This window comes from Streptomyces sp. NBC_01190 (genome assembly GCF_045039895.1).
Lineage (GTDB): Bacteria > Actinomycetota > Actinomycetes > Streptomycetales > Streptomycetaceae > Actinacidiphila.
This window is the reverse complement of sequence record NZ_CP108580.1, coordinates 503,282-528,123: the sequence shown is the minus strand read 5'-3', so window position 1 is coordinate 528,123 and position 24,842 is coordinate 503,282. Positions and strand designations below refer to the sequence as shown.

At 71.8% G+C, this 24,842-nt stretch carries 23 protein-coding genes; 15 read left to right on the top strand and 8 right to left on the bottom strand.

What is annotated here, in order from left to right:
* Positions 1-36: 36 nt before the first annotated feature.
* The 7 genes from OG519_RS02285 to OG519_RS02255 form a co-directional block, all read right to left on the bottom strand.
* Positions 37-720, bottom strand: coding sequence for a hemerythrin domain-containing protein (locus tag OG519_RS02285; protein WP_405577921.1), 684 nt, complete (start codon positions 718-720; stop codon positions 37-39).
* 55 nt (positions 721-775) lie between these two features.
* The gene (locus tag OG519_RS02280; RefSeq protein ID WP_405577919.1) at positions 776-1,462 is read right to left on the bottom strand and encodes a class I SAM-dependent methyltransferase; all 687 of its coding nucleotides are present in this window, start codon (positions 1,460-1,462) and stop codon (positions 776-778) included.
* A gap of 25 nt (positions 1,463-1,487) precedes the next feature.
* A complete protein-coding gene (locus OG519_RS02275; protein ID WP_405577917.1) occupies positions 1,488-2,249 on the bottom strand; it encodes an SDR family NAD(P)-dependent oxidoreductase in 762 nt (253 codons plus the stop codon).
* Positions 2,250-2,268: 19 nt separating this feature from the next.
* Entirely contained in the window at positions 2,269-3,909 is a 1,641-nt protein-coding gene (locus OG519_RS02270; protein ID WP_405577915.1) for an FAD-dependent oxidoreductase, read from the bottom strand.
* Entirely contained in the window at positions 3,902-4,201 is a 300-nt protein-coding gene (locus tag OG519_RS02265) for an antibiotic biosynthesis monooxygenase family protein (RefSeq protein ID WP_405577913.1), read from the bottom strand. The genes OG519_RS02270 and OG519_RS02265 overlap by 8 nt, the downstream gene beginning before the upstream one ends.
* A gap of 123 nt (positions 4,202-4,324) precedes the next feature.
* Entirely contained in the window at positions 4,325-5,902 is a 1,578-nt protein-coding gene (locus OG519_RS02260) for a class I adenylate-forming enzyme family protein (RefSeq protein WP_405592412.1), read from the bottom strand.
* Position 5,903: 1 nt separating this feature from the next.
* Complete coding sequence (locus OG519_RS02255; RefSeq protein WP_405577911.1) at positions 5,904-6,851, bottom strand: aromatase/cyclase; 948 nt, start codon at positions 6,849-6,851, stop codon at positions 5,904-5,906.
* Positions 6,852-7,074: 223 nt separating this feature from the next.
* On the opposite strand from OG519_RS02255, the gene OG519_RS02250 reads away from it, so the two are divergent.
* The 15 genes from OG519_RS02250 (at position 7,075) to OG519_RS02180 (ending at position 23,629) form a co-directional block, all read left to right on the top strand.
* Complete coding sequence (locus tag OG519_RS02250; protein ID WP_405577909.1) at positions 7,075-7,527, top strand: nuclear transport factor 2 family protein; 453 nt, start codon at positions 7,075-7,077, stop codon at positions 7,525-7,527.
* A 98-nt stretch (positions 7,528-7,625) separates the two neighbouring features.
* Positions 7,626-8,405, top strand: coding sequence for an SDR family NAD(P)-dependent oxidoreductase (locus tag OG519_RS02245; protein WP_405577907.1), 780 nt, complete (start codon positions 7,626-7,628; stop codon positions 8,403-8,405).
* Positions 8,406-8,467: 62 nt separating this feature from the next.
* Entirely contained in the window at positions 8,468-9,712 is a 1,245-nt protein-coding gene (locus OG519_RS02240) for an acyltransferase family protein (protein WP_405577905.1), read from the top strand.
* 267 nt (positions 9,713-9,979) lie between these two features.
* Positions 9,980-11,638 carry a ribosomal protection-like ABC-F family protein gene (abc-f, locus tag OG519_RS02235; RefSeq protein WP_405592410.1) on the top strand — a complete coding sequence of 553 codons (1,659 nt, stop codon included), beginning with the start codon at positions 9,980-9,982 and terminating at the stop codon, positions 11,636-11,638.
* Between the two features lie 144 nt (positions 11,639-11,782).
* Entirely contained in the window at positions 11,783-12,760 is a 978-nt protein-coding gene (locus OG519_RS02230) for a zinc-binding alcohol dehydrogenase family protein (protein ID WP_405577903.1), read from the top strand.
* Between the two features lie 27 nt (positions 12,761-12,787).
* Positions 12,788-14,200: an MDR family MFS transporter gene (locus tag OG519_RS02225; protein ID WP_405577901.1), complete on the top strand. Its 1,413-nt coding sequence runs from the start codon at positions 12,788-12,790 to the stop codon at positions 14,198-14,200.
* A 52-nt stretch (positions 14,201-14,252) separates the two neighbouring features.
* Complete coding sequence (locus OG519_RS02220; protein WP_405577899.1) at positions 14,253-15,434, top strand: nucleotide disphospho-sugar-binding domain-containing protein; 1,182 nt, start codon at positions 14,253-14,255, stop codon at positions 15,432-15,434.
* A gap of 67 nt (positions 15,435-15,501) precedes the next feature.
* Positions 15,502-16,419, top strand: coding sequence for an SAM-dependent methyltransferase (locus OG519_RS02215; protein ID WP_405577897.1), 918 nt, complete (start codon positions 15,502-15,504; stop codon positions 16,417-16,419).
* A 299-nt stretch (positions 16,420-16,718) separates the two neighbouring features.
* Complete coding sequence (locus OG519_RS02210) at positions 16,719-17,987, top strand: beta-ketoacyl-[acyl-carrier-protein] synthase family protein (RefSeq protein WP_405577895.1); 1,269 nt, start codon at positions 16,719-16,721, stop codon at positions 17,985-17,987.
* Positions 17,984-19,243: a ketosynthase chain-length factor gene (locus OG519_RS02205; protein ID WP_405577893.1), complete on the top strand. Its 1,260-nt coding sequence runs from the start codon at positions 17,984-17,986 to the stop codon at positions 19,241-19,243. The genes OG519_RS02210 and OG519_RS02205 overlap by 4 nt, the downstream gene beginning before the upstream one ends.
* A 41-nt stretch (positions 19,244-19,284) precedes the next feature.
* The gene (locus OG519_RS02200; protein ID WP_405577891.1) at positions 19,285-19,554 is read left to right on the top strand and encodes an acyl carrier protein; all 270 of its coding nucleotides are present in this window, start codon (positions 19,285-19,287) and stop codon (positions 19,552-19,554) included.
* The gene (locus OG519_RS02195; protein ID WP_405577889.1) at positions 19,551-20,342 is read left to right on the top strand and encodes an SDR family oxidoreductase; all 792 of its coding nucleotides are present in this window, start codon (positions 19,551-19,553) and stop codon (positions 20,340-20,342) included. Before OG519_RS02200 ends, OG519_RS02195 begins: the two co-directional genes overlap by 4 nt.
* A gap of 10 nt (positions 20,343-20,352) precedes the next feature.
* Positions 20,353-21,696 carry an FAD-dependent oxidoreductase gene (locus OG519_RS02190; protein WP_405577887.1) on the top strand — a complete coding sequence of 448 codons (1,344 nt, stop codon included), beginning with the start codon at positions 20,353-20,355 and terminating at the stop codon, positions 21,694-21,696.
* 5 nt (positions 21,697-21,701) lie between these two features.
* Positions 21,702-22,475 carry a cyclase family protein gene (locus tag OG519_RS02185; protein ID WP_405577885.1) on the top strand — a complete coding sequence of 258 codons (774 nt, stop codon included), beginning with the start codon at positions 21,702-21,704 and terminating at the stop codon, positions 22,473-22,475.
* Positions 22,476-22,930: 455 nt separating this feature from the next.
* Positions 22,931-23,629: a hypothetical protein gene (locus OG519_RS02180; protein ID WP_405577883.1), complete on the top strand. Its 699-nt coding sequence runs from the start codon at positions 22,931-22,933 to the stop codon at positions 23,627-23,629.
* Positions 23,630-23,787: 158 nt separating this feature from the next.
* Here the strand turns inward: OG519_RS02180 and OG519_RS02175 are convergent.
* A protein-coding gene (locus OG519_RS02175; RefSeq protein WP_405577881.1) for an IS5 family transposase occupies positions 23,788-24,668 on the bottom strand; the annotation gives its coding sequence in 2 pieces (ribosomal slippage) (positions 23,788-24,308 and positions 24,308-24,668; 882 coding nt in all).
* Between the last annotated feature and the right edge of the window lie 174 nt (positions 24,669-24,842).

Here is a 24,842-nt window from a genome sequence, read left to right as displayed (position 1 = left end):
GTGCGGGCGCCTTCCGATGGGCCGCTTGTGCTCGCGTCACACCGGCCGGGTGCCGACCACCTCGCCCCCTGGCAGCGAGGCGACCAGCTCCTGGTACCGCGGTTCCCACTCGCTGACGAACCTGCGCCGCACCGGTTCGGGCATCCGCCCCAGCATCACCTCCCGCTGTGCGGCGCCCGCGTGCGCCACGACCATCGGCATCTCCGCAGCCACGCTCTCCGGCGAGTGGTCGCGGGCCAGCGCGGCACCCAGTTCGGCGAAGGCGTGCGCGGTGACCGCGTTCTCCAGCGCCGGCACCATCGCCCGCTCCTCCAGTAGCAGGTGCTCCTCGAGGGCCGCGGCGAAGTCGTCCACGGTCCGCCGCAGGCCCGCCGCCTCGGCGGGCCACCGGCCGGTGTCGGCGGCCTCCAGCGCCGCCAGGCCGGCGCCGATCCGCGCCAGGTGGGTGTCGAGCTCGGCGTGCTGGGCCTCGATCTCGGCGACGGCGTCGCCGAGCCCGGGCTCGGCGACGATCGCCACCGGCCACACCAGCCGGTCCTCGACCTCGTGGTGGCGGTCCAGGACGGTGGTGAACAGCTTCCACCAGCGTGCCAGCCGGGCCACCGCGTCCGCGTCCACAGGCTCGGTGGCCGCCAGCCGTCGCGACAGCTCCGGCACGGTGCGGCGGATCAGCTCGTGGGTGAGCAGGAAACCGGTCAGGTCGTTCGTGGCAGCGGGCACGGCTGCTCCTCTCTTCTTCTTAGCGGGGACGGTGTCTGCGGGAAAGGCGCCCGGCTCAGCGGACGGTGATGTCGAACAGCGCCATGGAGCCGCGGACCGCGATCCGGAAGTCCTCGAAGCGGCCGGCGATCTCTGCCTCCAGGTCGGCGAGTGAGTCGTCGAGGTTGTTCATCGGCCCCTTGGCGTCGTTGAGGTTCTTGAGGGCCTTGGGCGCCAGCCGGCCGTGCCGCACGCCCTCGGCGAGCACGGTAGACCCGAAGATCCGCCCGCCCGGCTCCACGTACGGCGTGACGTGGTCGAAAACGGTGGCCTTGTGCGCCATCGTGCCTGGCAGGCAGTGGATCAGCATGTTCATCGCCACGGAGTCGAAGCGGACCTTCTCACCGAGGTCGAGGGGGGCCAGCACGTCACGCCGGAACAGCCGGGGGCGCAGGTGCGCCACCCGGCCCCCCGCCTTCTGCAGCACGCCCTCGTTGAGGTCGACCAGGGCGAGTTCAGGGGTCAGGGTGGGAAACGCGGCACGCTCGAGAAACCACCCGGTGCCCGGGCCGAGGTCCAGGTGGCGGGCACCGACGGAGCGGTCGTACTGGCGCAGCATCTCGTCTCGCGGGCAGCCCCACACCATCGGGCAGACGACTCCCAGGACCCATGTGTCGTAGGTCGAGAGGATGCGGCTTGTGTACGGGGCGGCGCCAGCGAGTACTTCCTCGTGGGCGGGAGCGATCGGTTCGGTGGCGGTCATGGCTGTGCCTTTCATCGGGTTCGGATCACCGGCCGCCGGCCACGGTCACGACCTGGCCGGTGGTGTTGCCGTTGGCCGCCGAGCCCAGGAAGAGCGTGGCGGCGGCGATATCCTCGGGGCTGCTGAGCCGCCCGGTGGGCGTGAGCTCCGCCTCGCGCTGTCTGATCCCGGCAGGGAGCCCGTCCCGCACCCGGTCGGTGGTGGTCAGCCCCGGGCACACGACATTCACCAGGACACCGTCGGGACCGAGGTCCCAGGCCAGACTGCGCGCGAAACCGTGCAGCGCCGACTTCGCGGCGCCGTAGAACTCCTGGCCGCGGTGGCCGTCGAGAGCCACGTGCGAGGACATGAGCACGATCCGCCCCCAGGACCGCTCGCGCATGCCGACCACGGCCAATTGCACGGTCCGCAGGGTCGGTGCGAGGTTGTCGTCGAGGAACGCCCGCCAGTCGCCGGCCGCAACGTCCTCGATGTGCTCGCTGGGCGCCCGCCGGGGCGCCCAGCGCACCGCGTTGGCGACGAGCACGTCCACCGCGCCCCAGCGATCGGTGACCTCGGCGACCGCCGACTCCACGGTCTCCGGTTCGGCGAGCGAGTACCGCACTGCCATCGCCAGGTCCTGGCCGGCTCCGAGTTCGCGGGCCAGCCGCTGTCCGCCGTCGCGGTCGGCGCGGTAGGTCAGCGCGACCCTGGCACCCTCGGCCGAGTAGGCGCGTGCGATGGCCGCGCCTATTCCGGTGGACGCCCCGGTGACCAGAACCGTACGGCCCCTCAGGCCGGTGTCCATGTGTCTCCCATCCTCGCGCTCACCGGCCGGTCCACCGGGCGCGGCCCGTTACGGGTGCGCGGCTCGGTGCGGCTGCGACACCCCATTCAGCGGACAGCTGCGACGGGGCAAGCGCCGCCCGCAGCGCCGTGGCGGTCAGCTCCCGCCCGCGCGCGGCGACGTAGCCGTCCGGACGGACCAGCAGCCAGCCACCGGGCGCCAGTCCCAGCGCCGAGCGCAGTCGGCCGCTCGGGTCGGCGAGCGGGCCGGGGACCCCTGCGCCGGCGCCCAGGGTGCGGACCGACAGCCAGGGGCTGTCCGCCGGCACCTCGGCCGGCCGGCCGGCCGCCACCGCCAGCGTCCACCGGATGTCGCGCAGCTCGTCCGCCCAGGCCCGGCAGCCGGGGTCAGCCGGGTCCGCGCCCACTCCCACGGAGGCGCGTGTGCCGGGGCGCGGTCCCGGGGCGCCGGCCGCCGGGGTGGTCAGCGGGGAGTCGCGATAGCCGAGCTGGAGCCCGGAGATCCCGCCGAGCACCTGCCGCTGCACCTTCTTGCGCAGCGCGGTGACGTTGCGGATGACGCCGAAGACGACCGGCAGGGCGATCGGGGCGAAGGCGTTCTTCAGCTGCACCAGGAAGGTGGCCTTCCTGGTGGAACCGAGCAGCTTCTTGCCGACCGGCACCCGTTCGGCGCTGTAGCTGTCGAGCAGGCCACGGCCGGCGAAGCCCTGTTCGACCATGGCCAGCTTCCAGGACAGGTTGTACGCCTCCTGGATGCCCGTGTTCATGCCCTGCCCGGAGGCGGGGCTGTGCACGTGGGCGGCGTCGCCCGCCACGAAGACCCGGCCCTCGCCCATCCGCGGCACCATCCGCTGCTGGAAGGTGAAGACCGACGTCCAGGTGGGTGTCCTGACATCGACTGTCCGGCCGAGCCCGGGGCGCAGGCGGTCCGCGAACCGGGCGGCTATCTCCCGCGCCGGGGTGCCGGGGGCCGCGGTGGTGGTGTCCAGCAGCCGCCAGCGGCCACCGCGCCGGAACGGCACCATCATCAGTGCCTGGGAACCGGTGTGGATCCAGTAGATGCTGTCGCGCGGCAGGTCCACCTCGACCGTGGCGTCGGCGAGCATCCAGGTCTCGCTGGTCTCGCCGAACAGCGGCAGTCCGAGCGTCTTGCGCACGGTACTGTGCCCGCCGTCGCAGCCGACCAGCCAGCGGACGGCCAGCGACTCGGCGGTTCCGTCGGCGTGTTCCAGGCCGACGACCACCCGCTCGGCGTCCTGCTCGAACCCGGTCAGCCGGACCCCCCATTCGACCTTCGTGCCGAGCCGGGCCACGGCGGCGCGGAGCACCGCCTCGGTGTCCACCTGCTCGACGATCGCGGTGAACGGGTAGCGAGTGGGCATGGTGGAGTAGTCGGCGCCCAGCCGGACCAGCCGGCGGCCACCGCTGAACATGGTGAACGCGCTGATCCGCTGCGCCTGTTCGAGGATGTCCCCGATCACGCCCATCTGGTCGTACGTCTCCAGGGTGCGCGGATGGGTGGCCACTGCGCGGCTGGTCACGGCCGGGCCGGGCGCGGCGTCGACGAGCCGCACCCGCAGTCCGCGCCGGGCCAGTTCGTGCGCGGTGGTGAGGCCGGCCGGACCGGCCCCCGCCACCAGCACCTGGGGGCCGTCAGACACCGTCGGTCCCGTCCTCGGCGACCTCCTCGTAGAGGCCGGGCTCCACGGTGGCCAGCGAACCCAGGCCCTTGACCCGCGCCTGGAACTCCGGGTCGCGCACCGCGGCCTGGTGGGCGGCGGCGTCGTCCCAGTCGGCCAGCTCGATGAACACGTTGCGCTGGCCGACGTGCCGCAGCATCGAGGAACTCCGGTAGCCGGGCTGGACGGACATGAACTCGGTGAGCGACTGCTTGATCTTGAAGAACTCCTCGACATCGCCGTTGACGGTCAGTTTGTTGACGAACGTCACCACGGTGGCCTCCTGGTCGGATGCGGATGCGGATGCGGATGCGGATGCGGATGCGGGCAGGGACGGATGAGTGGCGCGGGGTGGGGCGGGAGTGCCGGCGGGGGACGGTTTCGCTACGGATCGGTCTCAGCCGGTGGCGCGCAGCCGCTCGCGCAACGGACGCCGCTCGACCTTGCCGTTCGGCGATCGGGGCAGGGTCGTGAACCGCTCGAAGCGGCGGATCCGCTGGTGGTCGGCGAGTTGGCTGTTGGCCCGTTCGACGACCGCTTCCATGTCCACCGGCCCGTCGCCCGCCGGGACGATGCCCGCCCACACCACCGCGCCGCTGAACCGGTCGGGATGATCCACCACGACGCAGTCGGCGACGTCGGCGTCGCGCAGCAGGATCCGTTCGATCTCCCCCGGTGACACCAGCTCGTTGTCGACCTTGAAGACGTCCTTGATCCGGTCGACCAGAAACAGCCAGCCGTCCTCGTCCTCGAAGCCGACGTCACCGGTGTGGAACCAGCCATCCGCGTCGACGGACCGGGCCGCCGGCAGCCCCAGGTAGCCGGCCATCAGCTGAGGGCCCCGCAGCAGGACCTCGCCCCGCTCACCGGGCTTGAGGTCCGCGCCGGTGTCCATCCCCACGATCCGGCACTGCGTACCCGGGACGACCGGGCCGACCGAGCCCGGCTTGTTCCGGCCGGGCAGGTCGTTGTGGCTGAGCGGGGACAACTCGGCCAGCCCGTACCCCTGGATGACCGGTACGCCGAGCTGCCCGCGCAGGGCGTCGGCGACGGCCGGGGCCAGGGCCGAGCCGCCGGAGGCGACCAGTTCCAGATCCGGACCCGCGGTGACCGTGTGGAACCGCTCGTCCGCCGCCAGTCTCGTCAGCCGCACCGGCAGCCCGAAGTAGTGGGTGGCCCCGGCGGCGGTGGCCGCCGCAAGGGAGTCCACCGGGTCCGGATGGTGGCACAGCACCTGAGTGGCGCCCGCGTACAACGCCGCGTTGAGGTGCATCATGTGGTAGAGCGGCAGGTGGTTCAGACACACCGAGTCGAGGCCGAGGCCCAGCACGTGGGCCGCCTGCGCCGCGTTGGTCACCAGGTTGTGGTGGGTGAGCTGGACGCCCTTGGGCGGCCCCGTGGTCCCGCTGGTGAACTGCACGCAGGCCACCGACCGCGGATCGCGTCCGGCCGGGTCGGGCAGGCCGGCCCGGTCGCCGGGACCGGCTGGGCCGGTCACGGACGGCTCGGCGTGCGCGAGGAGCTCGGCCAGCGGCCGGGACCCCTCGGGCAGCGCGCCCGCCCGGTCCGCATCGACCACGAACACCTCACGCAGGGAGGGAAGGCCGGCCCGCACCGCGGTGATCCGTCCGGCGGTGTCCGCGGACACCAGGGCGATCTCGACGTCCGCGGTCCTCAGCACGTGTTCCAGCGCCGCCTCGCGAACCAGTGGGTTGATCAGCACGATGCGGTTGTCGCTGCGGCTGACGCCGTGGAAGGCTGCGGCGAAGACCGGGTCGAGCACGCTCGCCACGCCGATGGCCGCTCCCCGGCCGCCGGCCAGCCGGAACAGGGCGCGGGCGAAGCGGTCAGCGTCCGCGTCAAGCTGGGCGAAGCTGACCGCCCCGTTCTCGTCGCGGACAGCCACCCGGTCGGGAAACCGCTCGGCGGCTCGGCGCAGCACACCGTCCACCGGGATCGCGGGGACGGACGCCATGTCAGACACCGGCGCGTTCCTCAGCGTACGCCTTGGCAAGCCGCAGGTTGCTGACACTGTTGGCGCTGAGCACCCGGCGCAGGTACCGGCGCGCGTCCTGCACGGTGGTGCCCTCGCCGAGGATGCCCAGCGCCGACGGCTTGATCGTCGCGGTGTGCCGGGCCTCGGCGATGATGCCCTCGGGGGTCTGGATGAACTTCCAGTGCCCGGTGTGCCCGTCGAGCAGCACCGGGAGCTCGGTCTGCTTGTAGACGATGAGACGCGGTTCCAGGGTGATGCGCACCGAGCGCGTGCGGTGCGAGGAGCCGTCCGGCGTCGAGGTGTCCATGTCGAAGAACTGGACGTCGGGCGCCGGCTGCTCAAGGTCCAGCTTGGCGATGTGCGGGATGCGCTCCTCCCACTTGTCCGCCTCCCACAAGTAGTCGTAGGCGTCCTTGATGTCGCCCGCGATGAACAGCTGGTCAGTGAAGGAGATGATCAGCTGGTCCAGTACCGCGCGGTTCTCGGCGCAGTGGCCGAGGACCTGGAGATAGTCCTGGTTCCCCTCGTGCAACCGGGCGGCGAGTTCCTCGCTGCTGGCCTCCTCGCCCTCGGCCGGCGTGAAGTCGTGGCTCAGCGTCACCCGGGTCTTGCCGCCGGTCTCCTGGAACGTCCACTCACCGCCGAGGCGGGCGAACGGCGCCTCGGCCGGCAGGTGCTCGAAGGAGACCCGGCTGCCGTCGGCGGCCTTGGCGCGGCGCACCTTCCAGGTGCGCACCGAGTGCCGGTCGGCGACCGCCCAGTGCTGGATCAGCTGCTCGCCACCGTGGTCCTCGAGTATCTCGGCGTGCACGGCGGGCTTGTGCAGCTGCGTCCAACCAACGACGTCGTCCACCAGCGAGCGGACCGTCTCGGCCGGGGCTGCGATGATCACCTCGTCCTGGACGCGGTACTGCTGGCTGTTCGTCACGGTGTCCTCCCGGTGGTCGAAACATCACCTGCGGTGCGTCCCGAGCAACGCTGCTCGCCGGTGCTTGAGGCGGGTCGGATTCCGCCTGGACCGGCGGTGGGCCCGGCGGGCATTGCATCCGGACTCGAACGCGGCTCGATCACGGCGGCCGACGATCGGCGGGCGGCACATCGGGGAGCACACCACGCACCGGCCGCGCACCCCACCACGAAACGGAGACACCGTGAGCGCACCGACCGAAAGCCAGACCCGCTCCGCCGCCGAGGCCGGCGGCCTCTACGCGGAGGTACAGCAGTTCTACGCCCGCCACATGCACCTGCTGGACGAGGGTGCCGCGGAGTTGTGGGCGGAGTCCTTCACACAGGACGCCTCCTTCTCGGTACCGACCCTGCCAGCGCCCGTGGTGGGCCGGGCGGGGCTGTCCGCCGCGGTGCGCCGTAGCGCGGCGGCGCTCGTCGAGGCCGGCGAGCAGCACCGTCATTGGCCCGGCGTGTTCGACGTCGTGCCGCAGCAGGACGGCTCAGTGATCGTCCACTCGTACACCACCGTCTTCGCCACTGTGCGGGGCGGCGAGTCCCGCGTGCACCGCGTCTGCACCTGCACCGACGTCCTGGTGAGGGAGGGCGGGTCGCTGCTGGTCCGGAGCCGTCGGGTGGACCGCGACGACCTGCGCTGACGTGCCGTCCATCGGTGCTCGGCCCGCCGCCGCCCTGGCGGCGGCGGATCGAGCCCGGCTCGAGATTCCCTCCGGACCGCCCTCGTACCGTCCCGGCCATGTCCAACACCGAACAGCTCAAGGGCAAGGTCGCATTGGTCACCGGCGCGAGCCGGGAGATCGGCGGCGCCATCGCGCACGAACTCGCCGCCCGGGGCGCGTCCGTCGCCGTCAACTACCATCGCTCGGCCGCCGCGGCCGCCGAGGTCGTGGCGTCCATCGAGGCGGCCGGCGGTCAAGCCGTCGCCGTTGGCGGCGACGTCACCGACGCCGGCCAGGTCGCCGAGGTCGTCGCGCGCACCGAGCAGCAGCTCGGCCCGATCGACATCCTGGTCCTCAACACCACCGGATTCTCCACCCACCTGCGTGGGGCGTTCCTCGACCTCGAGGTGGACGAACTGGTCGACAACATGTCGGCTCAGGCGCGGGCCGCGCTGCGCCCGATCGCGGCCGTCGCCCCCGGCATGGCGCAACGCGGCAGCGGGGCGATCGTTTTCATCTCCGACAGCTTCGCCCGCACCCAACTGGTGGGAACCATTGGCCACGGCCTGGCCAAGGCGCCGATGGAGTCGGCCATGAAGCACCTGGCGATGGAGCTCGGCCCGAAGGGAGTGCGCGTCAACACCGTCATCCCGGGGGCGACCCGCAGCGCCAATCTCGCCGTCTCCGCCAAGGGCCAGCACCACGGCACGCTGGACCCGGTCATTCAGAACACCCCGCTGCGCAAGATCGGCGAGCCCCGGGACGTCGCCAACGCGGTGGCCCTCCTTGTCGGCGACGAGACCTCGCACGTGACCGGGGCTTTCCTCCCGGTCAGCGGCGGCTACCTGCTCCTGTGACGCCGGCCGCAAGACGGTCCGCACAGCCATCGATCCTGAGCGACGGATTCGGAGTCAGCCCGATGCCAGACACGACCAGGGAGAGCGAGGCCGCAGCGGCCCCGTTTTCCGACCCGCAGGACGCGCCGGTGCCCGCCGTCGCCCCCGCCTCACCTCCCGCCAGACAGGCCCATGTGGCCGCGCTGGACTCGCTGCGCGCCCTCGCCGTACTGGCGGTGATTCTCTACCACACCGGTCAACTGCGGTGCGGCTGGCTGGGCGTACCCATGTTCTTCGCCCTGAGCGGCCACTTCATCACGCGCACGCTGCTCTCCCACCCCGAACTCAGCCGCGGGCAGCGGGCCAGGAACTTCTTCCGCAACCGCCTGCTGCGGCTGGCCCCGTTGTACTTCCTGTTCGTCGCCGCGCTGACCGTGTACTCGATAGCGGGCGGGGGGGACAGCACGCTCAGTCGCGACCTGCCCTACCTGTGGACCTGGACCTGGAACCTGTCCGCCCTGCTGCACGACTTCCACCCCACGTCCCTGGTGCTCTACGCCCAGGTGTGGTCGCTGGGCGTGGAGGTCCAGCTCTACGTGATCTGGGCGCTGCTGGCCCTGCTGCTGCCGCGCCGCTGGTTCGTGGGGACCTCGGTCGTCCTGGCCTTCGCGGGCCCGCTGCTGCGGTGGGCCGTCTGGCTGCTGGCGGACGCCACGAACTTCCCGATCAAGCCGTTGCAGGCGATGGTCGTTTATTGCAACCCGCTGTGCTACCTCGACGTGTTCGCCATCGGCGCGCTGACCGCCCTGCCCGAGGCGCGCAGGTACCTGCGCGGGTTCGCCGCGGCGGCGGTCGCCCTGTTCACGGTGGTCACCGCGACCATGATCATCCAGGGCTTCGCGGACGGTACGGGCTTCCGCAGCGACCTCGGCTATCCCGTGCTGCTGGCCACGCACGACGACTGGGTGTGGAAGTACTCGGTGGCCGGCCTCTTCTTCGGCGCGGTGATCTACTACACGACCAGGGAGGGCAGGCACCAGCAGGTGCTGTCCTGGCGCCCGCTGGTGCGCATCGGGATCATCTCGTACGGCATCTACCTGCTACACCTGGTGGTACTCGGCCGCATCTTCGATGTGCACCAGCCGACCGTGCACGGCTGGACCGGGGCGGACCTGGCCGTCGCCGCGATCGGCATTGCGGCCGCCTACCTGGTGGCCGAAGTGAGTTACCGGCTGATCGAACGGCCGTTCCTCAGACGCAAGAAGGGCTCGCTTGCGCAGGAGCTGGCCGCCGAGAACACACCGTCGTCCACCTCCGTCGCGGTCTGACCCGCCTTCCCGACGCGACCGTCCGTACCGGCGTGCGGCGCACCGTCCCCCACGGCGCGCCGCACGTCCCGCGTCTGCCCCCGGGCCCGCGTCCACCGGCAACCGGTTGGCACCGCCGTCCGGTCACCGGCTAGGCTGGTCGCATGGGTTCACTTCTCCGCTAGCTCCCGGGCCGGAGGCGCCGAGCGCCACCGGCGAGCACCGCATGCCGATCGGTTGCCGATCGGCCTCTTCGTGCTACCGAGAATCCGGGAGAATCCCATTACTCTGCGTAATCATCGCCCGTCCTCCGTCGGGCAGCTGGCGCTCAGCGACGTCACCAAGTGCTACGGCGACCGCGTCGTCCTCGATGGCGTGTCCTTCACCGTCCTACCCGGCGAGAAGATCGGTGTGGTCGGTGACAACGGATCAGGCAAGTCCACCCTGCTGCGACTCATCGCCGGGGCCGAACCGCCGGACAACGGTGAGTTGACCGTCGTCGCCCCCGGCGGTATGGCCCATCTGGCCCAGACACTCGACCTGCCCGAGGGCGCCACCGTCCGCGACGCCATCGACCACGCGCTGGCCGGCCTGCGCGCCCTGGAAGCCGAGATGCACAGGGCCGAGGCCGCCCTGGCCACCGCCTCGGCCGAGGAACTGACCGCCTACGGCGAGCTACAGGCCGAGTTCGAGGTGCGCGGCGGCTACGAGGCGGATGTACGGGTGGACGTCTCCCTACACGGCCTCGGTCTGCCCCGCCTCGACCGCGACCGGCGCATCGGTGAACTGTCCGGCGGCGAGAGGGCCCGGCTCGCCCTGGCCGCGACGCTCGCCTCGTCGGCGGAACTGCTGCTGCTGGACGAGCCCACCAACGACCTCGACGACGGGGCCCTGGCCTGGCTGGAGGAGCGGCTGCGCGGCCACTGGGGCACGGTGCTGGTGGCGACCCACGACCGGCTGCTGCTGGAGAACGTCACCCGCACCATCCTGGAAGTCGACGACGACACTCACACCGTGCACCGGTATGGCAACGGATACGCCGGCTACCTGGAGGCGAAGGCCGCCGCCCGCGCCCGCTGGGAGGAGAGCTACCAGGCGTGGTTGGAGGAGATCAGCCGGCAGCAGCGGCTGTCGGGCATCGCGGGCGCCCAGCTCGCCACGATCAGCAAGCGGGTGGCGCACAGCAACGGCGGGGCGGGCGCCGCCCGGTCCCGTGCCACGGCCACCGGCACCTCGCACAAGGTGCGCAACGCCAACGAGCGGCTGCGCCGCCTGCACGCCGACCCGGTGGCCCGTCCGCCGGACCCGCTGCACTTCAGCCGGACCCCGCGCACCTCGGGCGGTGCCCCCGAGAACGACCCCGCTCTCGTGCTGTCCGGCGTCGCGGTCGGCGACCGCCTGCTGCTGGAGCACCTCGAACTCAGGGCCGGCGAACGCCTGCTCGTCACCGGTCCGAACGGCGCGGGCAAATCGACACTGTTGCGGGTCGCCGCCGGCGAACTGCTCCCGGGCACCGGCTCGGTGGTACGCCGGGGAAGCGTCGGCCACCTGCGACAGGAGGGGACACCCGCACGCCCCCGCGACACCCTCCTGCAAGCGTTCGCGGCCAGGCGGCCCGGACTGCCCGAGGAGTACGAGCAGGAACTGCTGGCACTCGGCCTGTTCCGTCAGGAGGCGCTCGCCACACCGGTGGGCGCGCTGTCGGTCGGGCAGCGCAGGCGGCTGGAGCTGGCCCGACTGGTGGTGCGACCAGTGGACCTGCTGCTGCTCGACGAACCGACCAACCATCTGTCGCCGGTGCTGGTCGAGGAGTTGGAGCGGGCCCTGGCCGACTTCGCCGGCACCCTGGTCGTGGTCAGCCACGACCGACGGCTGCGCGCGTCCTTCCAGGGCGCGCGACGACTCGAACTGCGCGCGGGTCGGCCCGCGCCGCTGACGGCCGTCTGACCCGCTACGGCCAGGCCCCGTCCCGCTGCCCGCGGCGCTGTCGAGTGCTGCTCCACCTGCGCTCCGGCGGTTCCGGCCAGCGTGGGGTCTGCGCCAGGCCGGACGGTCGACCGTCCGTAGCGCGTCCGTGAGAAAGGGAGACCCATGCGCATCGTCCGCTATCACCGGTACGGCCCGCCCGGCGTCCTGCAAGTGCACGAGGCGGACCTGCCCGAGCCCGGCCGTGGCATGGTGCGCCTGCGCGCCGAGGCCATCGGAGTCAACTTCGCCGGCCTCCAGGAGCGGCAGGGCGTCTTCTACGCCCACCGCGCGGAGCCGCCCGCCTCGCCGGGCGGCGACGTCACCGGCTTCGTCGATGCGCTGGGTCCCGACGTCACCGGCGTCGAGCTCGGCGCCCGGGTGGCCAGCATCATCTTCAAGGACTCCTACGCCGACTACGTCCTCGCCCGGGCCCGGGACCTGGTCGCGGTGCCCGACGGGATGGACGCCGCGCAGGCCACCATGCTCTCCTCTCCCGGCCAGGTGGGCCTTGAGGTCGTCAAAGCGGCCCGGATCCAGCCCGGCGACACCGTCCTGGTGCACGCCGCGGCCGGCGCCATCGGACACCTGGTGGTGCAGATCGCCAAGGAGTTCGGCGCGGGCACCGTCGTCGCAGCCGCCAACTCACCGGCCAAGCTGAAGTTCGCCATGGAGCTCGGCGCCGACGCGGCCGTCGACTACAGCCGCGGGGACTGGGCGGACCGGGTCCGCGAGCTGACCGGTGGCCGCGGCATCGACGTCGTCCTGGACAGTGTCGGCGCGGACGTCACCACCCGGAGCATCGCTCTGCTCCGGCCCTACGGCCGGCTCGTCTTCTACGGCTCGGCATCCGGCGGCAGGCAACTGCCGACAGTCTCCATGGAGGAGATCGCCGGAGTGCGCTACGTCACCCACTTCACCATGGCCGCCCTCGACGGCAACCTGGCGGCCATCGAGGAGAGCGCCCGCACGTTCAGCGAACTGGTGCGCTCCGGACGGGTCCGCCCGGTCGTGCACACCCGGCTGCCGCTTACCGACGCCGTCGCGGCGCACCAACTGATGGAGGAGCGAAAGCAGCTCGGCCGCGTCGTACTCGTCCCCTGACCCACCGTCGGCCCTAGGAGGCAGGCCATGACGACCTCCGTGAGCGATGACCCGGCCCTCGACCGGGACGACCGCGTCGATCCCGCCCTGCTCCGGCTCGGCATCGTCCTCATCCTCGGAACCATCGTCGCCGTTCTCGACGCCACCATCGTCAGCGTCGCCATCGACTCCATCCGCCGGGACCTGGGCAGCCCGCTGTCCACCGTGCAGTGGGTCACCACCGGCTATCTGCTGTCCTTCGCCCTCGTCGTGCCGCTCAGCGGCTGGGCCGCCGAGCGCTTCGGCGCCAAACAGGTCTGGATGACATCCCTGGGCTTCTTCGTGTTCAGTTCCGCGCTGTGCGGCCTGGCCTGGTCGGCCGGCTCACTGATCGCCTTCCGGGTTCTGCAGGGGCTCGGCGGCGGGCTCATCCAGCCGCTCGGGCAGTCGATGATCGCCCGGGCGGCGGGGCCGCGACGGCTCGGCCGGGTGATGAGCATGCTGGTCATCCCGCTCACCTTCGCCCCGCTGCTCGGCCCGCTGCTCGGCGGGCTGGTCCTGGGCCACCTCAGCTGGCCCTGGATCTTCTACATCAACGTCCCCATCGGCGTGCTCACCCTCGCCCTGGCCGTGCGGATCCTGCCACCCACTCCGGCGCAGGTCGGCCGCCGCCTCGACGTCACCGGCCTCGTCCTGGCCTGCCCGAGTGTGGCGGCGCTGATCTACGGCCTCTCGGAGGCGGCCGGTGGGACCCCGGCCACCGCCGCGACCGTCGTGGTCCCGGTCGCCGCGGGCGCGACGCTGTTCGTCTGCTACGTCGTGCACGCGCTGCGCTACCCCCACGACCCGCTCCTGGACCTGCGGCTGTTCCGCGACCGCGCGTTCGCCGTCGCGGTGTCCACCTCGTTCCTGCTGGGCGCCGCGCTGTTCAGCTCCATGTTCATGCTGCCGCTGTACTACCAGCAGGCGCGCGGGCAGGATGCCCTGCACGCCGGGCTGCTGCTGATCCCGCAGGACCTCGGCGTCGCGGTATCCATGATGTTCGCGGGCCGCCTCGCCGACCGCATGGGCGGCCCCCGTCCCATCGTGCTGGCCGGCATCGCGCTCGCGCTGCTCGGCACCCTGCCCTACACCCAGGTCGGCGATCGTCCCGGCGAAGTACTGCTGGCGATGGGTCTGTTCGTCCGGGGTGCGGGCATCGGCGCCACCATGACCCCCGCCATGGCCGCGGTGTTCAAGAGCGTCAGGCCGGAGCAGATCCCGCGCGCGGCAGGACTGTCCAACGTGCTGTACCGCATCGGCGGATCGGTCGGCACGGCCGTCCTCGCCATGGTGCTCCAGCACGAGACGGCCACCCGGCCGGTGGCCTCCGCCTTCGGCGTGTCCTTCTGGTGGGCGTTCGGCATCAGCGCTCTGACCGTGCTGCCCGCCCTGCGGCTGGCCGGCCGGAAGCACACCTGACCACCCGTGCCCCGACACCCGTACGCCCACTCCCCTCCAGGCAGGTGAAATCGTGCGTGTCCTCTTCGTGGCCCATGGACCCGCCCACGTCCCGTGGATCGTGCCGCTCGCCTGGGCGGGCCAGCTCGCCGGGCACGACATACGTGTCGCGGCCCGCCCCCAGTCGGTGCCGCAGGTGACGGCCGCAGGACTGGTCGCCGTGCAGATCGGCACCCCGGAGGCCGGTGACGCCTTCATCCGGCGGGCCGCCCCCGCCTCGGGGGAGCGGCCGGCCCGGCTGCCGCCGGACTGGCCGAGCGGACCGCTCGGCTGGAGCGAGGAACGACGACTGCGCTGGAGCGATCAGGTGCTGGCCCTGGCGGACTCACTCGCCGACGACCTGGTGGAGTTCGCCCGCTACTGGCGGCCCGACCTGGTCGTCTACGACGTCGGATCGGTGGTCGGACTGGTGGCGGCGGCGGCCGTCGGCGTGCCCGCGCTCGCCCACACCTGGTGCCAGCCCGTCGGCCTGTACTTCCTGCACGAGGACGAGGTGCCGCCCGCCTACCTGCGCCTGTTCGAGCGGTTCGGCGCGCAACCGCGGATCGGCACCGATACCTGGATCGACTGCGCCCCGCCCGCCCTGCGCACCGCGCACCCGGTTCCCCGCATCCCCATGCGCTACGTCCCGTACAACGGTGCGGGCGAGGTGCCGCGCTGGCTGCGGCGAGAGCCCGATCGTCGGCGGATCTGCGTCACTGGCGGCATCACCACCTCCACCGTCGACGAGTTCGGTGCCCAATTGCTCCGGGAGGCCGCGGAGATCGACGCCGATATCGTGCTGGCGGTGGCCCGGCCCGAAGTGTTCCGGCAACAGAAGCTGCCGACCAACGTGCGGCTCACCGGCTGGGTGCCGCTCACCGCGCTGCTGCCCACCTGCCACGCGCTCGTCCAGCACGGCGGCGCGGGCACCTTGATGACGGCGCTGGCCCACGGCATCCCGCAACTCGTCGTCCCCGAGGGCACCGACACCTCGCAGAGCCTGTGCGGCGACCAGGTCGAGCAATGCGGCGCCGGCGTCCACCTGCGCGCCGGTCAGCGCACTCGCCCCGGCGCGCTGACCGCGGCTCTCGACGACCTGCTCGGGCAGGAGCACTACGCCCGGCGGGCCGGCGAGATCCGGGAGGAAATCGCCGCCATGCCGAGCCCGGCCGAGGTCGTCACCCAGGCAGAGGCACTGGCAGCCGCCGGCTGAGCGGCCGCGTGCCACGGCGCCCCACCCCCATTCGTCCATGACGCCAACCGTGAAAGGCGAATACCCCATGACTGACACCCCCACCCGGATCGACATGCCGGAAGTGAGCTGGACCGCGCTGGGCGCGGCGTGGATGCGCGCGCAGGAAGGGCGGCGGCCCGACGCGCTGTTCAGCGACCCCGTCGCCGCGCAATTCGTCGACGCCGTCGGCGGTGAGGCCCCCTACATCGCGGCCGGCGAGCAGGCACTGGCGGACGCCGGCGGCGACGTGCTGGCCAATCCCTTCACCGCGATGGGCGATTACGTCGCCATCCGCACCCGCTGGCTTGACGACCTGCTGCGCGCCGCCGCCGCCGACGGCATCCGCCAGGTCGTCCTGCTGGCAGCGGGCCTGGACACCCGTGCCCAGCGCCTGCCGTGGCCGGCCGGGCTGCGCCTGTTCGAACTGGACCTGCCCGGCCTGGTCGCGTTCAAGGAGCGCGTGCTGCGCGACGGCGGTGCCCCGCCCACCTGCGACCGCGTCACTGTCTCCTGCGACCTGCGCGGCGACTGGCCCGCCGCGCTGCGTGACGCGGGCTTCGACCCGGGCCGGCCCGCGGTCTGGCTCGCCGAGGGCCTGCTGCACTACCTCACGCCCGCCGTCAACCAGAGCATGCTCGACGGCGTCGCCGGGCTGTCCGCCCCCGGCAGCCTGCTGGCCGTTGACCACATAGAGGCGGCCATGATGGGCGGCAACAACGCCGAGACCGCCAACTCCACCGGCCTCGCGTACGACCAACTGGTCAAGGGCGGCCCCGGCGAGCACGTGGTGACCTGGCTGGAGCGGTCGGGCTGGCTGCCGACCGTCCACGAGGTCGCGGACTGCGCCCTCCGCTACGGCCGCCCGGTGCCGCCCCTGATCGACCCGGCCGTCCCCGGCAGCGTGCGCGACGGCGCGGTCTTCCTGCTCGCCCGCCGGAACGTGCCGTCGCCCGATTCGCGCTGATCAACGGCCCCACCGGTCGGAACGGTTCGCGTTCCTGCGCACTTCGAGTCGGTGTCAAGGATCGTCGCACAGGCTTGCAGACAGGCCGGCCGCCCGTTCCTCCGGCCCATGGACCGGCGGCGGCCGGTGACCGGCCCCGTGCACCGGACTTCCGCGGGTTCCGCGCGACGCGCCGCCCGGGAACCGGACCGATCCGGCACCGACCCGCACGGACAGCGCCGGGTGCGTGCCGGCGCACGCCCCAAGACCAGCAGCAGGAAGGGACTCATGAACATCGGGACAGTTGGCGGTGGGAACCGATGAACCGTCGCGTCGTCATCACAGGGATCGGGGTCGTGGCCCCGGGAGCGGTGGGCGCCAAGGCGTTCTGGGAGCAGCTCACGGCAGGCCGCACCGCCACCAGGACCATCAGCCTCTTCGATGCCTCCCCGTTCCGTTCCAGGATCGCCGCCGAGGTGGAGTTCCGTCCGCCGGAGCACGGATTCTCCGCCGCCGACGGCGAACGGCTCGACCGGGCCGTCCAGTTCGCGATCGTCAGCGCCCGTGAGGCCATGGGCGACAGCGGGCTTGACGGCGGGACCGACCCAGAGCGCACCGGTGTGGCCCTCGGCAGCGCCGTCGGCTGCACCATGGGACTCGACGCCCAGTACAACGTCGTCAGCGAGGGCGGCAGCAGTTGGCACGTGGACCACACGCTCGCCGTCGACCACCTCTTCGACTACTTCGTACCCAGCTCCATGGCCGCCGAAGTGGCCTGGCGCGCCGGCGCCCAGGGACCGGTGTCCGTGATCTCCACCGGCTGCACCTCCGGCCTCGACTCCATCGGCCACGCGGTCGAGCTGATCCGCGAGGGCAGCGCCGACGTGATGGTGGCGGGGGCCACCGAGGCACCCATCTCGCCGATCACCGTGGCCTGCTTCGACGCCATCAAAGCGACCTCGCCGCGCAACGAGGACCCAGCCACCGCGTCACGCCCGTTCGACCGCAGCCGCAACGGCTTCGTCCTGGGCGAGGGCAGCGCCATGCTGATCCTGGAGGACCTCCAGCGCGCGCGCCGCCGTGGCGCGCACATCTACGCAGAGGTCTCCGGTTTCGCCAGCCGCTGCAACGCCCACCACATGACCGGGCTGCGCCCTGACGGCAAGGAGATGGCCGAGGCCATCCGGATGGCCCTGGACGAGGCACGGCTGGACGGCACGGCCGTCGACTACATCAACGCCCACGGGTCGGGCACCAAGCAGAACGACCAGCATGAGACCGCCGCGTTCAAGCGCAGTCTCGGCGAACACGCCTACCGGACCCCTGTCAGCTCCATCAAGTCGATGATCGGCCACTCACTGGGCGCGATCGGCTCGCTGGAGATCGCCGCGAGCGCCCTGGCCATCAAGCACGGGACCGTCCCCCCGACCGCCAACCTGCACGACCCCGACCCGGCGTGCGACTTGGACTACACCCCTCTCACCGCCCGGGAACGGCAGATCGACACGGTACTGAGCGTGGGCAGCGGATTCGGCGGGTTCCAGAGCGCCATGGTCCTGACGAACCCCGATCTCCGGGCGACGGCGTGAGCGTCACGGCAGCCGCCGAGCGCACGGCTCGGGACACGGACGGAGCCGGGCAGGCCGTCACCGGCATCGGGGTCGCCGCCCCCAACGGGCTGTCCACACCGGCCTGGTGGGACGCCGTGCTGCGCGGCGAAAGCGGGATCCGCCGGATCAGCCGCTTCGACCCGGCCCGCTATCCGGCGCGGCTGGCAGGTGAGGTGCCCGGCTTCGTGGACGCCGACCACATCCCCGGCCGACTGCTGCCGCAGACCGACCGGATGACCCGGCTGGCGTTGGCCGCCGCGCAGGAGGCACTTGACGACGCGGGCGCCGACCCCGCGGATCTCGGGGACTACCGGGCCGGTGTGGTCACCGCCAGTTCGGCCGGCGGCTTCGAGTTCGGGCAGCGCGAGTTGCAGGCGCTATGGAGCAAGGGCGGCCGATACGTGAGCGCCTACCAGTCCTTCGCCTGGTTCTACGCCGTCAACACCGGCCAGATCTCGATCAGGCACGGGCTGCGCGGTCCCAGCGGTGTGCTGGTCACCGAGCAGGCCGGCGGCCTGGACGCCGTCGCCCAGGCGCGCCGCCAACTACGCCGCGGGGTACGGCTGATGATCGCCGGAGGTGTCGACTCGACGCTCTGCCCGTGGGGCTGGTCCGCTCATCTGGCCGGCGGCCGGCTCTCCACGGAGAACGACCCAGCCCGCGCCTACCTGCCGTTCTCGGATGACGCGAACGGCGAGGTCGTCGGGGAAGGCGGCGCCCTGCTCGTCCTGGAGGACGCCGCCGCGGCCCGCGAGCGCGGCGCCCGCATCTACGGATCATTCGCCGGATACGCGGCCACCTTCGACCCTGCCCCCGGAACGCCGGGCGCCCCGGGACTCGGCCGGGCGGCCGCACTCGCGCTGGCCGATGCCGGACTGACACCAGGCCAGATTGACGTCGTGTTCGCCGACGCCGCCGGCGACCGGGACGCCGACCGCGCCGAGGCCCGGGCGCTGGCGGAGCTGTTCGGCCCGCGCGGTGTCCCGGTCACCGCGCCCAAGACGATGACAGGGCGCCTCGCCGCCGGCGGCGCGTCCCTGGACCTGGCAGCCGCCCTGCTGGCCCTGCGTGACCAACTCGTGCCGCCAACGGTGCTCGCGACCGCGGTCGCCGACGACTGCCCGGTCGACCTGGTCGTCGGCCGGCCGCGGCCGGCCCCGCTGCGCGCCGCGCTGGTGCTGGCCAGGGGCCGCGGCGGGTTCAACGCCGCCGCGGTCGTCCGCGCCGGCAGCTGACGGCGCTCCCCCGCACGCACGTTCACGACAAGGAGAACCGCATGTCCCGTCAGTTGGAACTGGACGAACTCACCACGCTACTGCGTGAGTGCGCGGGTGAGGACGAGTCCGCCGATCTGGCCTCAGGTGTCCTCGACGTCCCCTTCACGGTCCTGGGCTACGACTCGCTGGCCATCCTGCAGACCACCGGACGCATCGAACGCGACTACCAGGTGATGCTCGACGAGAAGGCCGTCTTCGACGTGGCGACGCCGCGCGAGTACCTCGCCCTGGTGAACGACGCGCTGGCCGGACAGCCGGAGGTCTCATGAGCGGCTCCGGCCAGGGGTCCCAGGTGACGGCATACCGCTCCACCGCCCCCGACCTCAGCGGCCGCGTGGCCGTGGTGACAGGTTCCACCCGCGGGATCGGCCTCGCCATCGCCCACAAACTCGGTGCCGCGGGCGCCGACGTGCTGCTCAACTTCGCCCATGACGAGGCCGCGGCCGACCGGGCGCTGGCGTCGCTGGCGGACCTGCCGGGGCGGGCGGCCGTCTTCCGGACGGACGTCGCGGAGGGCGTCACCGCGCTGTGCGAGGAGGTGCGGCGCCGCTACGGCGGTCTGGACATCTTCGTGCACAACGCCTCCTCCTTACGTCCGGCGCCCGCGCTCGGCACCGATCCCGGCACGCTGGACCGATCGCTGGCCGTGGCGGTGCGTCCGCTGCTTGTCGGCGCGCCCCAACTGGCCGAACTGATGGCCGGCCGCCGCGGCCGGATCATCGCGGTGTCCAGTTCGGGCGCCCGCCGGGTGGTGCCCGGCTACGCCGCCGCCGGGATCGCCAAAGCGGCCATGGAGTCCCTCGTCCGCTACCTGGCGGCGGAACTCGCCGGGCAGGGCATCGCTGTCAACGCGGTCGCCGCGGCCAAGGTGGACAAGAGCGACGGCGCCATCGCGCCCGCGGTCGCCAAGGCGATCGCCGCCCGCACGCCCGGCGGCCGGCTCACCACCCCTCAGGACGTCGCCGACGTCGTGTCCCTGTTGTGCACCGACGAGGCCGCCTGGCTCCAGGGCCAGGTCGTGACCGCCGACGGCGGCCTCGGCCTGATGGCGGGATGAGGACGGACCCATGACCACCGATTCGACAGCGACCGCCGTCCGCGGGACGGCCGAGGACGTACGGACTGACGTCTGCGTGGTGGGCGGTGGGCCGGCCGGGCTCGCCCTAGCGCTGATGCTCCTGCGCTCCGGCGTGCGCGTGACGGTGCTGGAGAAGTCCACCGGGCTCGACCGCGCGTTCCGCGGTGAGATCCTCCAGCCCGGCGGCCAGCGCATCCTGGACAGGCTGGGAGTCCTGTCGGCGGCCCGCTCGGCGGGCTCCTGCGAGCTGGACGGCTTCCAGCTCGTCGACGGCGGCCGGGTACTGCTCGACATCGACTACCGCCGGCTGCCCGCCCCGTACGACCACCTCCTCGCCGTGCCACAACTCCACCTGCTGCGGGCTCTGCTGGCGGCCTGCCGGGCGCAGTCGGGCTTCCGCTTCCTCGACGGCCACCGGGTGAGCGCCCTGCTGGAGGAGGGCGGCCGGGTCACCGGCGCCGTCGCCGGCGGTCCCGGCGGCCGGCTGACGGTGCACGCCGAGGTGGTGGTAGGAGCGGACGGCAGGTTCTCCAAGACCCGTGCGCTGGCGGGGATCGGAGCGGGCCGCATCGAGGCATTCGCACACGACGTGCTGTGGTTCACGGTCGAAGCGCCGGGCCGGCAGACGCGCCGGGTGCGCATCCACCGCACCGCGGGCCGCCCCGTCCTGGTGCACGACTCCCATCCGGACCGGCTACAGATCGGCTGGACGCTACCGCACGGAAGTTGGCCGCAGGTCTCCGCCCGCGGGGTCGAGGCGGTCAAGCGCGACCTCACCGCCGCGCTGCCGCAGTACGCGGACCTCATCAGGGACTCGATCGGCGAGCTGTCCGACCTCAGCCTGCTCGACGTCTTCGCCGGAAAGGCCGACCGGTGGACCCGCGACGGGCTGATCCTGATCGGCGACAGCGCCCACACCCACAGCCCGTTGGGCGCGCAGGGCATCAACCTCGCGCTGCAGGACGCCGCCGCGCTGCATCCGGTCCTGCTGACGGCCCTTGAGGCCGGCAGCACCGACCACGGTCGATTCACGCCGTTCCTCGACGCCCGCGTCCCCGCGGTTGACGCCGTCATGAAGATGCAGGAGCTGCAGGCCAAGGGCATGTTCGGCGCCGGCGGCCCGGTCGCGGACCGGCTGCGCTCCCTGATCGCCGCGATGATCCGGCACAGCCCGCTCGGGGTGAAGATAACCGACCGGGTGGCGTTCGGCCATCCGCCGGTTGACGTGCGCACCGATCTGTTCACCACGGCCGCGGCCCCGACTACGGCCACGACCGCCGACCCCGCCAACCTTAGCGACTGTGCCGTCCATGCGGCGGACCCGAAGGGATGACCGGAATGCGCATCATCGACCTGTCCTGTCCGGTGGACGCCAGTGCCTGGGAACCCGACGCGGTGGTCCACAAGGTCCTCACCGCCGCCGAGGGCGCCCGGCACATGAGCCGGGAGATGAAGGCCCACTTCGGCATCGACTTTGACCCGGGCGACCTGCCCGGCGGAGAGCTGCTCTCCCTGGACACCTTCACACTCACCAGTCATACCGGCACCCACGTGGACGCGCCCTCCCACTACGGCTCGGAGGCCGAGTACGGCGAACCCCGCCACATCCACGAGATGCCGCTGGACTGGTTCCTCCGCCCCGCCATCCGTCTCGACCTGCGCGACCAGCCGGCCGGCGCGGTGGGAGCGGACGTCATCGATAAGGAGATCTCCCGGGTCGGCCGGAAGCCGCGGCCCTACGACATCGTGCTGCTGAACACCGGAGCCTCCGCCTACGCCGGCACCAAGCGGTACTTCACCGACTTCACCGGCCTGGACGGCGAAGCCACCGACTTCCTGCTCGACCTGGGGGTGAAGGTCATCGGCACAGACGCCTTCAGTCTCGACGCGCCTTTCGGCGACATGATCAGCCGCTTCCAACGCAGCGGCGACCGCTCGGTATTGTGGCCTGCGCACTTCGCTGGCCGCCGGCGCGAGTACTGCCAGATCGAACGCCTGCACAATCTGGACGCGCTGCCTGCGGACTTCGGTTACACGGTGTCCTGTCTGCCGGTGAAGCTCGTGGGTTCCGGCGCGGGCTGGGCCCGCGCCGTGGCACTGGTGGAAGAGTGATCACCAGGGCGCCGAGGCGTCCGAGGCTTGGCGCCCTCGCCGCCGTCGCCGGCCCACAGCCTGTCGCGGATTCCGTCGACCGGGCACGCCCGGCGAGCGGCACCGGCCGTCGCCGGCGATCTCGACATCGACCACCAGGTATCCGTAACCGCGACGCCATGATGTGGTGATCAAGCAGCTCAGACGGTCAGCGGCAGACCGCCGACATTTTTTCGTGAGGGCGGACATGGCTGCGTGGGACGATCAGGCATGGCCAGACGTACTCCTCCGCTGACCGCACTGCGTTCCCCGATCGGCCGCGCGTCGGCCGTGTCCGTCCTGGTCGCATTGCTGGACCGCTCGGTGGATGGAGTGCCCCGAAATTCCGACACCTGGGCACTGGATGATTGGTCATCCAGGGGAAGTGATCCAAGGCGGCAAAGCGGAAGAACTACCCCGAAGAGTTCAAGCGGGACGTGGTGGATCTGGTGCGCTCCTCGAAGGACCGGACCCTCACCGACATCGCCCGCAGCTTGGGTATCCATCTGGAGACCCTGCGCGAGTGGGTCCACGATGACAAAGTCCGGGTCCGAGCGGCGGATGGTGGGGGCGATGCCGACATGACCCCCGATGAGAAGGAAGAGCTCAAGCCTGCGGCGGGAGAACACCCGACTGAAGGAGGACAACGAGATCCTCCGGGAAGCCGCCCCGGCCCGCTTGAGGATGTCGACGTTCTCGCGCAGGCGGCGGTTTTCCCGCCGCGGCGCGGCCAGTTCCTCGCGTTCGCTGCTGGTCAGGCCGTCGCGCTCGCCCGCATCGACCGCAGCCTGCCTGACCCAGTCGCGCACCGCGGTCTCGGTACACGGCCATCCTCCTGGCGGTCACGTGACTGTTGTCCGGGGCAGGCTGAAGCGCAGGGCGCTCGCCAAACGCCCCTGCGCCCCTGGGCAACTCCGCGTGTCCACTTGGCTCGCAGCAGGCGCCGACCCCGCCAAACGGGCCGGCAACAGCGTCGAAGTCCTCCTCGGCCGCTGTTGCCGGGCCTGGCTTCGGCGGTTGCGTCCAGGCGGTCGCGGACGGCTTGGAGCAGGTGGCTGGGGGCGGCCGCTGTCGAGGCCCAACAACTCCTGCTGTGCCGATCCTTTTGCGGGGGGCGATCGATGGCGGGCTCGTAGCGCCCCTCGGATTTCGACGGCGCGTCAGGCCCGGTCGTGAGGGAGCGGCTGAACTCAGTAGTGGGTCCTCCACGCGCAGGAGGGGTTGGCGCTGATCACCTGACGAAGTTGTGGACGTGTCTGCCATCGAGATGGTGGCCTAGGCCGTGTCCGGCGGATCACTGGCGGAGCCAGAGTCGGATCGCTGCGGCGGTGACGGTGCCGTGGAAGACGTAGGCCCGCTTGTCGTAACGGGTCGCGACCGCCCGGGAGTTCTTGAGCCGGTTGATGGTCCGTTCGACCTCGTTGCGGCGCCGGTAGCGGTCGCGTTCGAAGCCCGTCGGCCTACCGCCTTCTCTGCCTTTGCGGCGGCGGTTGGCCCGCTGGTCCTTCGGTTCCGGGATCGTGTGCCGGATGTGGCGCCTTCGCAGGTAGCGGCGGTTTCGGCGGGAGCTGTAAGCCTTGTCGCCGCTGACGTGATCCGGCCGGGTCCGGGGCCTTCCGCCCAGCGGCCGGGGAACCCTGATCCGGTCCAGGACCTCGATCATCTGCGGGGCGTCGCCCCACTGCCCCGGCGTGAGCAGGAGGGCCATGGGGCGGCAGCCGCCTTCGCCGGCGAGGTGGATCTTGCAGGTCAGGCCGCCCCGTGACCGTCCGAGTCCCTCGTCGGGGCGGTGGTGCCGGGGCGTCGTCCTTTTTTCGGGATCCGCGGACGGGCTTTGCGGGCGCCGGCCGCGTGATGATGGGCCCGGCAGGATGTCGAGTCGACGCCGACCATCGACCAGTCGATCCGCCCTGCCAGGTCGGCGTCGGCCTGGACCCCTTGCAGGATCCGGTCCCAGGTACCGTCCGCCGACCAGCGGCGATGCCGTTCATAGACGGTCTTCCACGAGCCATAACGTTCCGGCAGGTCGCGCCACGGGACACCGGTCCGGACCTGGAACAGGATCCCGTTCACCACGATGCGGTGATCGTTCCACCGGCCACCCCGGCTACCCAGAGGTGGCAGATGCGGCTCCAGTAACGGCCACTCGCGGTTCGTCAGATCCCCCCGACCCATGCCCGAACCAACGAGCGACCGGTCAGAAGGTCACATGATCCGCCGGACACTCCCTAGTCGCCGGGTTCGTTCGGTCAGATACCTGAGCTATCACATGCTGAGCGGCGCTAGATAGCACGAAAAATACCGTCAGGCAAAACGTGTTTCTTCTGGATCATGGATGACGTCCCTGGT

Excerpts from the sequence above, each read along its gene's own strand:
- OG519_RS02230 (WP_405577903.1), top strand. The coding sequence starts at position 11,783 with ATGCGCATCGTCCGCTATCACCGGTACGGCCCGCCCGGCGTCCTGCAA.
- OG519_RS02280 (WP_405577919.1), bottom strand. The coding sequence starts at position 1,462 with ATGACCGCCACCGAACCGATCGCTCCCGCCCACGAGGAAGTACTCGCT.
- OG519_RS02260 (WP_405592412.1), bottom strand. The coding sequence starts at position 5,902 with ATGGCGTCCGTCCCCGCGATCCCGGTGGACGGTGTGCTGCGCCGAGCC.
- OG519_RS02215 (WP_405577897.1), top strand. The coding sequence starts at position 15,502 with ATGACTGACACCCCCACCCGGATCGACATGCCGGAAGTGAGCTGGACC.
- OG519_RS02225 (WP_405577901.1), top strand. The coding sequence starts at position 12,788 with ATGACGACCTCCGTGAGCGATGACCCGGCCCTCGACCGGGACGACCGC.
- OG519_RS02190 (WP_405577887.1), top strand. The coding sequence starts at position 20,353 with ATGACCACCGATTCGACAGCGACCGCCGTCCGCGGGACGGCCGAGGAC.
- OG519_RS02240 (WP_405577905.1), top strand. The coding sequence starts at position 8,468 with ATGCCAGACACGACCAGGGAGAGCGAGGCCGCAGCGGCCCCGTTTTCC.
- OG519_RS02195 (WP_405577889.1), top strand. The coding sequence starts at position 19,551 with ATGAGCGGCTCCGGCCAGGGGTCCCAGGTGACGGCATACCGCTCCACC.
- OG519_RS02210 (WP_405577895.1), top strand. The coding sequence starts at position 16,719 with ATGAACCGTCGCGTCGTCATCACAGGGATCGGGGTCGTGGCCCCGGGA.
- OG519_RS02200 (WP_405577891.1), top strand. The coding sequence starts at position 19,285 with ATGTCCCGTCAGTTGGAACTGGACGAACTCACCACGCTACTGCGTGAG.
- OG519_RS02185 (WP_405577885.1), top strand. The coding sequence starts at position 21,702 with ATGCGCATCATCGACCTGTCCTGTCCGGTGGACGCCAGTGCCTGGGAA.
- OG519_RS02275 (WP_405577917.1), bottom strand. The coding sequence starts at position 2,249 with ATGGACACCGGCCTGAGGGGCCGTACGGTTCTGGTCACCGGGGCGTCC.
- OG519_RS02245 (WP_405577907.1), top strand. The coding sequence starts at position 7,626 with ATGTCCAACACCGAACAGCTCAAGGGCAAGGTCGCATTGGTCACCGGC.